The organism is Pontibacterium sp. (assembly GCF_041587635.1).
Lineage (GTDB): Bacteria > Pseudomonadota > Gammaproteobacteria > Pseudomonadales > Balneatricaceae > Pontibacterium.
Window position 1 is genome coordinate 1 of record NZ_JBFGYC010000188.1, and the last position, 6,665, is coordinate 6,665.

8 protein-coding genes and 1 pseudogene are annotated in these 6,665 nt (G+C 51.4%); 4 read left to right on the forward strand and 5 right to left on the reverse strand.

Annotated elements, in window-relative coordinates; translation table 11 throughout:
• On the forward strand, positions 1 to 313 hold a 313-nt coding region (locus tag ABYW01_RS10695; RefSeq protein WP_372832626.1), incomplete at its 5' end, for a DUF6701 domain-containing protein.
• A gap of 60 nt (positions 314 to 373) precedes the next feature.
• Here ABYW01_RS10695 and ABYW01_RS10700 read toward each other — a convergent pair.
• The 3 genes from ABYW01_RS10700 to coaD form a co-directional block, all read right to left on the reverse strand.
• A complete protein-coding gene (locus ABYW01_RS10700) occupies positions 374 to 1,030 on the reverse strand; it encodes a LuxR C-terminal-related transcriptional regulator (protein ID WP_372832627.1) in 657 nt (218 codons plus the stop codon).
• A 217-nt stretch (positions 1,031 to 1,247) separates the two neighbouring features.
• Positions 1,248 to 1,496: a YfhL family 4Fe-4S dicluster ferredoxin gene (locus tag ABYW01_RS10705; RefSeq protein ID WP_193951262.1), complete on the reverse strand. Its 249-nt coding sequence runs from the start codon at positions 1,494 to 1,496 to the stop codon at positions 1,248 to 1,250.
• 30 nt (positions 1,497 to 1,526) lie between these two features.
• Positions 1,527 to 2,006, reverse strand: coding sequence for a pantetheine-phosphate adenylyltransferase (gene coaD / locus ABYW01_RS10710; RefSeq protein ID WP_193951263.1), 480 nt, complete (start codon positions 2,004 to 2,006; stop codon positions 1,527 to 1,529).
• 191 nt (positions 2,007 to 2,197) lie between these two features.
• On the opposite strand from coaD, the gene ABYW01_RS10715 reads away from it, so the two are divergent.
• Both ABYW01_RS10715 and ABYW01_RS10720 read left to right on the forward strand, forming a co-directional pair.
• Complete coding sequence (locus ABYW01_RS10715) at positions 2,198 to 3,430, forward strand: M48 family metallopeptidase (protein WP_372832628.1); 1,233 nt, start codon at positions 2,198 to 2,200, stop codon at positions 3,428 to 3,430.
• 96 nt (positions 3,431 to 3,526) lie between these two features.
• Positions 3,527 to 4,153, forward strand: coding sequence for a TetR family transcriptional regulator (locus ABYW01_RS10720; protein WP_372832630.1), 627 nt, complete (start codon positions 3,527 to 3,529; stop codon positions 4,151 to 4,153).
• Positions 4,154 to 4,178: 25 nt separating this feature from the next.
• On the opposite strand, the gene rsmD is transcribed toward ABYW01_RS10720, so the two are convergent.
• The gene (rsmD, locus tag ABYW01_RS10725) at positions 4,179 to 4,796 is read right to left on the reverse strand and encodes a 16S rRNA (guanine(966)-N(2))-methyltransferase RsmD (protein ID WP_372832631.1); all 618 of its coding nucleotides are present in this window, start codon (positions 4,794 to 4,796) and stop codon (positions 4,179 to 4,181) included.
• 18 nt (positions 4,797 to 4,814) lie between these two features.
• The gene (locus ABYW01_RS10730) at positions 4,815 to 6,023 is read right to left on the reverse strand and encodes a hypothetical protein (RefSeq protein ID WP_372832632.1); all 1,209 of its coding nucleotides are present in this window, start codon (positions 6,021 to 6,023) and stop codon (positions 4,815 to 4,817) included.
• Between the two features lie 286 nt (positions 6,024 to 6,309).
• Here ABYW01_RS10730 and ABYW01_RS10735 point away from each other — a divergent pair.
• A pseudogene (locus ABYW01_RS10735) lies at positions 6,310 to 6,665 on the forward strand (hypothetical protein); the annotation flags it as partial.

Consider the following 6,665-nt stretch of genomic DNA (forward strand, 5'->3'; position numbering starts at 1 on the left):
CTGCACGTTGCTGGCAACCGGCAATATCACCCTACAGGTTGATGGAGAATCCGCGCTGTCGAAGGGCGTGGTCAGCAATGTCTCAATTGGTTCAGGTACCACGGATCTGGCGATCGAATCGAATGTTGCAGAGGGTGAAGCGAATCTGACGTATACCGCGACGGGAGCAGGGAACACCGGTGCCGTCACGATTACCTACGATGTGCCGGAATGGCTGCAGTTCAACTGGGGGGGATCGAACGATCCTTCAGCGACCGCAACCTTTGGCCGTTTCCGTGGCAGTGACCGGGTGATTTACTGGTTAGAGCAGTAAGCGCTGTCGGAAGGCGATGAAAGATAAGAACCCGTAATCGTTAGTCCGGTTACGGGTTTTTTAATGGTTTTCCTGATACCAATGAACGGCTTGGGTGCGGTTAACCACGCCAATTTTCTTGTACAGGTTATACAGGTGGGTTTTGACCGTATGCTGGCTTAAGAACAGGGTCTTGGCGATATCCGCATTGCTTTTGCCCTGAGAGGTCAGATCCAGCACTTCCATTTCGCGAGGGCTGAGCGCTTCAGCGATTTTAGGTGCCGGTGTACGTGGTGCCTGGCGGAAACTGGCCATCTGATTCATCTGGCTGCGGGAAAACCAGTAGCGACCCTCCAACAGCTCTTCAAATCCCTTCTGCAACAAGTCAGCACCCATATCTGTGGTAAATATCCCGCGCAGTACAGGCCACTTCAGCGCTTGCTTAAGGCTTTGTTTTTCGGGGACATTCAACAATGCGACGGTTGTTTCCTGGGCATTCTTTTGCAGCTCTTCAAGCTTGTGAAGAGTATCTGTCCAGCGGCTGGAGGAGCAATCGATCAGGATGAGTGTTATGGCCGGTTGCTCTTCATCTAACAGAGATGATACCGACGGGGAGATATGCAGATCACAGGCAGCAGGCAACAGGCTTGTGAGATGTTGAACAAGCGATGTGTTATCCGAAATCAGGAATATATTCCTTACCTCAGAGGGCAGAGCTGCTACAGCCACGTCTGACATGATTCTATCCATAAACGATGATCTGAAAAAACTCCTGATAGTCTAGGCTAATTTCTGTTGAGGAGGGAGTTTTCTCTCAGAAAATTGGCATTAATATGCCAATCGCAGCGGTTTTTATGAGATAGCGCAAATTTTTTGGGTGTCTTGCGACGGATAGGAATATAAAGGCAATAAAAAAGCAGGCATAAAGCCTGCTTTTTTGAAAGGAATCAAACGCTTATGAACCAGTCAGCAGTTTGTATTTTTCCATCAGCTGATCTTCGTTTTCCACGTGATCTGGATCTTTAGGGATACAGTCAACCGGGCAAACCTCTACACACTGAGGGGTGTCATAATGACCTACACACTCAGTACACTTAGACGGTTCGATTTCGTAAATTTCGTCCCCTGGAGTGATCGCCTCGTTCGGGCACTCCGGTTCACATACATCACAGTTGATGCATTCATCGGTAATGATCAATGCCATGACGGCTACCTCACTGATTCAAATAATTTATTAGTTGCCCAGATGCTCTTTCAGGGCTGACGCCACTGCTGGATGTACAAATTTGCTCACATCGCCTCCCAGCGTGGCAATTTCACGGATCAGGGTCGATGAAATGAACGACAGGTGTTCCGCAGGGGTCAGAAAAATACTTTCCGCTTGCGGGGCGAGCTGACGGTTCATGTTGGCCAACTGAAACTCGTACTCAAAGTCCGATACCGCCCTCAGACCACGCAATATAATGTTAGCATTGTGGTCTTTGACAAGGTCGGCCAACAGGCAGTCAAAGCCCGCGACTTCTACATTGTCCAGATGACCTACCACATCAAGCACCAGTGAGGTGCGTGCTTCTAAAGGCAACAGAGGTTGCTTTTTAGGGCTCTCAGCAATGGCGACAACAACCTTGTCGAATAGCTTTGAGGCACGTTCCACCAAGTCTGAATGACCATTGGTGATAGGATCAAATGTTCCTGGGTATACGGCGATATTCATACTTTACCCGCAGGGGTACGCTTCCGATGAAATATTAGCAATATTGCATTTGCGGCATATTATCCGAATTGCAAGTGCCGTACAAATACTATAATGGAATGATTTGATTTGAATCAGGAATAAAAAATCGTCTTTTTATGCAATTTATCTATATAACGTAGGGGTATTATCTGATGCAACGGATGTTCAGGATGGTAGTTGCCGCAGGTGTGTTTGCACTGTTGGGTGGATGCCAGACTTTACAGCAGATCGACAAAGGCCTGTATCAGGTCGCTGATGCGGTCAGCGAAGAAGACCGGGTGACCGGACAGCGTAGCCTGAGCTTTGCGGGGCGTTCTGAGCAAATTGCTCAGGGCAACCGCTATGTCGAGCAGATACTGGCAAAAGAGAAGAAGGAAGGGCGTAAGGTTGATGCCGCGCTGGATCGGAATCAGTATTACCGTTTAGTGCGGATCTTCGACCGGATTCATACCTCCAGCCACCTGCGTAGCGAGCGCTGGCGGCCGGTGCTGATCGACCGTGACAGCTTCAATGCGTTCACCACGGGCGGCACCTATATTGTGGTGCATCTGGAACTGATGGAACAGCTGAAGAGTGATGATGAGTTAGCGGCTGTGCTGGGACATGAGATCGCTCATACGGTGGCGAACCATGTGTTTGAACGACAGAGTCACGCTCAGCTGAGTGCGCTGGCCCGCTCGAACTCTGCCCGCAAGGGGGGATATCAGGCGGCATTTACCCACGAAAGTGAACGTGAAGCCGACCGGATCGGTATTTTGTACAGTGCCCTTGCTGGGTTTGATCCGATGGCGGCAAGTCGTATCTGGGCGCGTCAGTATAAATTGGAAGGTAATGCCAGAGCGCTATTTGCCCATGATCATCCCGTGAATGCAGAGCGTCAGTCGGAAACCGCAAAGGTGGGGCAGGCCGTCAGGCAGTATTACCAGTCGGGTCAACAGAACCCACAATATGCCAGCTTGTTAAAAGATAATGTGCTCTGGCAGCAAAGTCAGGGTGCAAAAGCGGGTGAAGGTGGCGGTGTTCAGGCGTTGTTAGGCACCGCGTTTGGCGCGTATGTTCAACATGAACAGGCTAAGCAGGAAGCGCGTCGTCAGCAGGCACATGCGAATTTTGTAAAAGCAATTGAGTCACGCCTTAAGCTTGAGAAAACCTCATCGCCTGATGCTCGCACACTGGATACAGTGTGGCGCTATCGTGAAGGCCCGTTGCTGAAACAGGTGGTCATAGGCTTGTTGCTCAAGAAAGATGACAAAACGCTGCGTTCGGTTGCGCATGTCAGTGGTCAGGTCAGAGCGGGTGGGTTGTTTAAAGCGCGCTTCACATTACCGCCAGGGGTCACTGCCGGGCAGCTGAAGACTATGGAAGGGCGATTCTACCTGGATGATGCACTGCCCGTGCGGTAATACCTCCGTCACAGTGCGTTAACCTTAATCTGTTTGTAACAGGGTGTTCAGACGTTTTGCGATAGCATAGCGAGGGCAGTACAAACAGGAGTTAACGTGGCCAGACGCACCAAAGAGCAAGCGGAACAAACAAAGCAGGCATTGCTGGATACAGCGCTTGAGATGTTTAGTCAGCAGGGAATCAGTCAGACCAGTCTGAAGTCGATTGCGGCGGGGGCTGAGGTGACGCATGGCGCGCTGTACTGGCATTTCAAGAACCGGAGTGATCTGGTTGAAAACCTGTATTACGAGCGGCGCTTGCCATTGGAAGAGGTGTTTCTTGACCAGCTTCAGGCTGCGCGTCAAAGCGCGGTGGTCGCGATTAAGCAGTTTCTGTTGGAGTGGTTTGATCTGGTGTTGGGCGATGACCGCTATCGCCAACGCTGGCAAGTGTTCCATCAACAGAGCGGTGTAGTTTGTCCTGAGTTGGCGAGTTTGTCTGAGCAGATCACGGAAGAGCGAACTCAGTGGCTGGTGAGTCTGAGTAAATTAGTCAAAAAAGCGCGTAAGCAAAAGCAGATTGCGGCGAAACCCAATAAAGGTAAGCCGGATCTGCTGGCGGATAACTTGCTGGTGCTGATGTACAGCCTGATCAATACATCACTGATGACGCCTGCCTTGTGCAAAGGCCACAAGCAGGCGGAACAAGTGATAGATACCTATCTGAAAGGGGTGAGCCGTTAACCCCTCTTACCGGGCTGGTTGAAGATCAGGCTTGATCTTCACGAATAAACAGCTGATAGCGGACCTGACCGGCTTCCTTTTGACGGTGAGGATGCCAGTGAGCGGGTGCGATGCTATCACGCAGCTCTGACTCTGTTTCTACATAGATCACGGCTTCTGCCGCCAACAGACCCTGCCTTTCCAGCAATTCACAGCACGGTGCGGCCAGGTCTTTATGGAACGGCGGGTCCATAAAGATGATGTCGTATTGTTGCTCCTGACCCGCGCAACGGTTCTCCAGCCAGTTCAGCACGGAATCCTGCACCACTTCTGCTTTATTGCATTTAAGCAGTTGAAGGTTGTTGCGTAGCTGGCGCACGACAGAGGGTTCCTGATCGATAAAGGTGACCGTTTCCGCACCACGTGATAACGCCTCCAGTCCCAGTGCGCCGCTGCCGCTGAACAGATCCAGACAATGTGCGCCGGTAATGTAGGGTTGCAGCCAGTTGAAGAGAGTTTCACGTACCCGGTCCGGTGTTGGACGTAATCCTGGCACGGGCGTAAACGAGACACGGCGACCGCGCCACTCGCCTCCAATAATGCGGAGCTGAGAGGTTTTCTCTGCGGTCGGGGTGGTTCTTCGGGGGGCGTTTCGTCTTCCCATTGAAGGTCTGGCTCACTCTTAATTAGCGGATGTACGGTTAGCTAACCGGATGCGGATCTGATTATCCGGTTGAACGCTGGCTTTGGCCAGCTTCACGATGTCGGAGATTTCAACGTTACCCAGCCTTTCACTGTAGGTATTCAGGGTATCTGCAGGCAAACCGTAAAAGGCGACTTGTTGCAGAGCGCTGATCTGATTGCGCTCTTCTGTCATCCGCTCTTTCCACTGGCTGATCACCTGATCACGACTGTTTTCGGCCAGTTCTGGCGTGATTCGATTCTCAAGCGCCAGCATTAAATTGTCCAAGGGCTGGTCTGCATGCAGTAACAAGGCCCGATAACCAACATCTTCCAACGATGACCAAAGCTGTCGATACTCAAACTTCAGACTGGTGCTGGTTTGAGCCAATGCATTCTGCAGGGTGTGAGCGGCAAGTTTATGCACAATGAAGTCAGCACTGTTGCGTACCGGAATCTCAGCACCGACAAGCAAATGATAACGACGGTCGTTACCTGACGGCAGAATCTTCTCAAGCTGACTGCTGGCGATATTCCGATCCGGGCGAGTGGACGGCACCAGCCGTGGCGGCTGATCCATCAGCTGTTCGGCCAACTCATCGCTGTCGTTTCCACTGATGAAAAAGCGCGCGTTATTCAGCATGCTTTGATAACGGCTATTGAGCAGCGCCAGGGGATCGCTCAGTTCACCGCCTGTCAGATGCTGAAAGTAACTGTTGAGCAGCTGGTTATTGGTCTTGTGTGATTGCAGGTAATCACGGGCTTTCAGTTTTTCCAGCACCGGTTGCCAGCGACTGGCTTCGACTGACGACAGCAACCCGCTAAACAGCGACGACCAGTTAGGTAACTCGTCCTGATCTTGCCACTGGAATGTCAGAATTAGCTGATCGGGGGCTTGCTGGAGCTGATATTCGATACCTTCTGGCAGAACCTGTGCAGCCATTTGATTCTCCAGCACCTGCGCGAGCAGTGTTTGGAGCTGCTTTTCGCTACGGGTGAGTGCGCCGCCGGTAGGAAGCAAAATGGCTACGTTGGTCTGCTCAGATTCGTTCTCAACCCAATAGATAGGGAGCTTTTCGGCACTATTGAGTTCCAGATAATCGGGTTCCCGACTGCCCATGGTTGCCAGATACAGTACGGCGAATGCGGACAGCCACACCAGTACTTTCAGGTAGGTGCGATTAAACAGAGGCTGATAGGGTTCAGACATAAGTCTCTACTGTCCTTTCCTTTGTATGGATATTGGTGCTCTATGATAAGATACCGGGCGGTAATTCAAAAAGACTCCTGCATAAAAGTTTATCTGCAACGAGTCAGCGTTATATTGAGCTGGTCTTCTTTATCACTATTCGGGTTTTTTCACCGGATTACAACAGCATAGACCCTCGTCAGACGCCGGAACCTAATTTATTAATTTATGCGCTTGTATCACAGTATTGGCAACAACTGACGATGATTATATCGGTTGGGGTTGCGTACTGTATTGAGGAACACTGATGTTTAAAAAGCTGAAATCGCTCTTTGGTGGCGGCGACGCAGAAAAGGAACAGGTTGTTTCCGCCGAAGTAGCGGCAGAAGAAACAACGACCACCGAATCTGAAGCAGCCGCTGAGACGCAATCGTCGGCGGATGTGACGGCCGAGCCTGAAGCACGCTCTGAATCGGCGCCGGAAGCGGATGTTGAGTCTAAGCCTGAAACGGTTGAAGACGCGCCCGCGGTTGAAGCGCCGGTTGAAACAGTAGCAACGCCTGTCCCGGAAATTGTTGAGCCTGAGCCTGAGCCTGAGCCTGAGCCTGAGCCTGAGCCTGTGGCAGAAGCGCCAGTGGTGGTTGCTGAGCCTGAGGTGGTGGC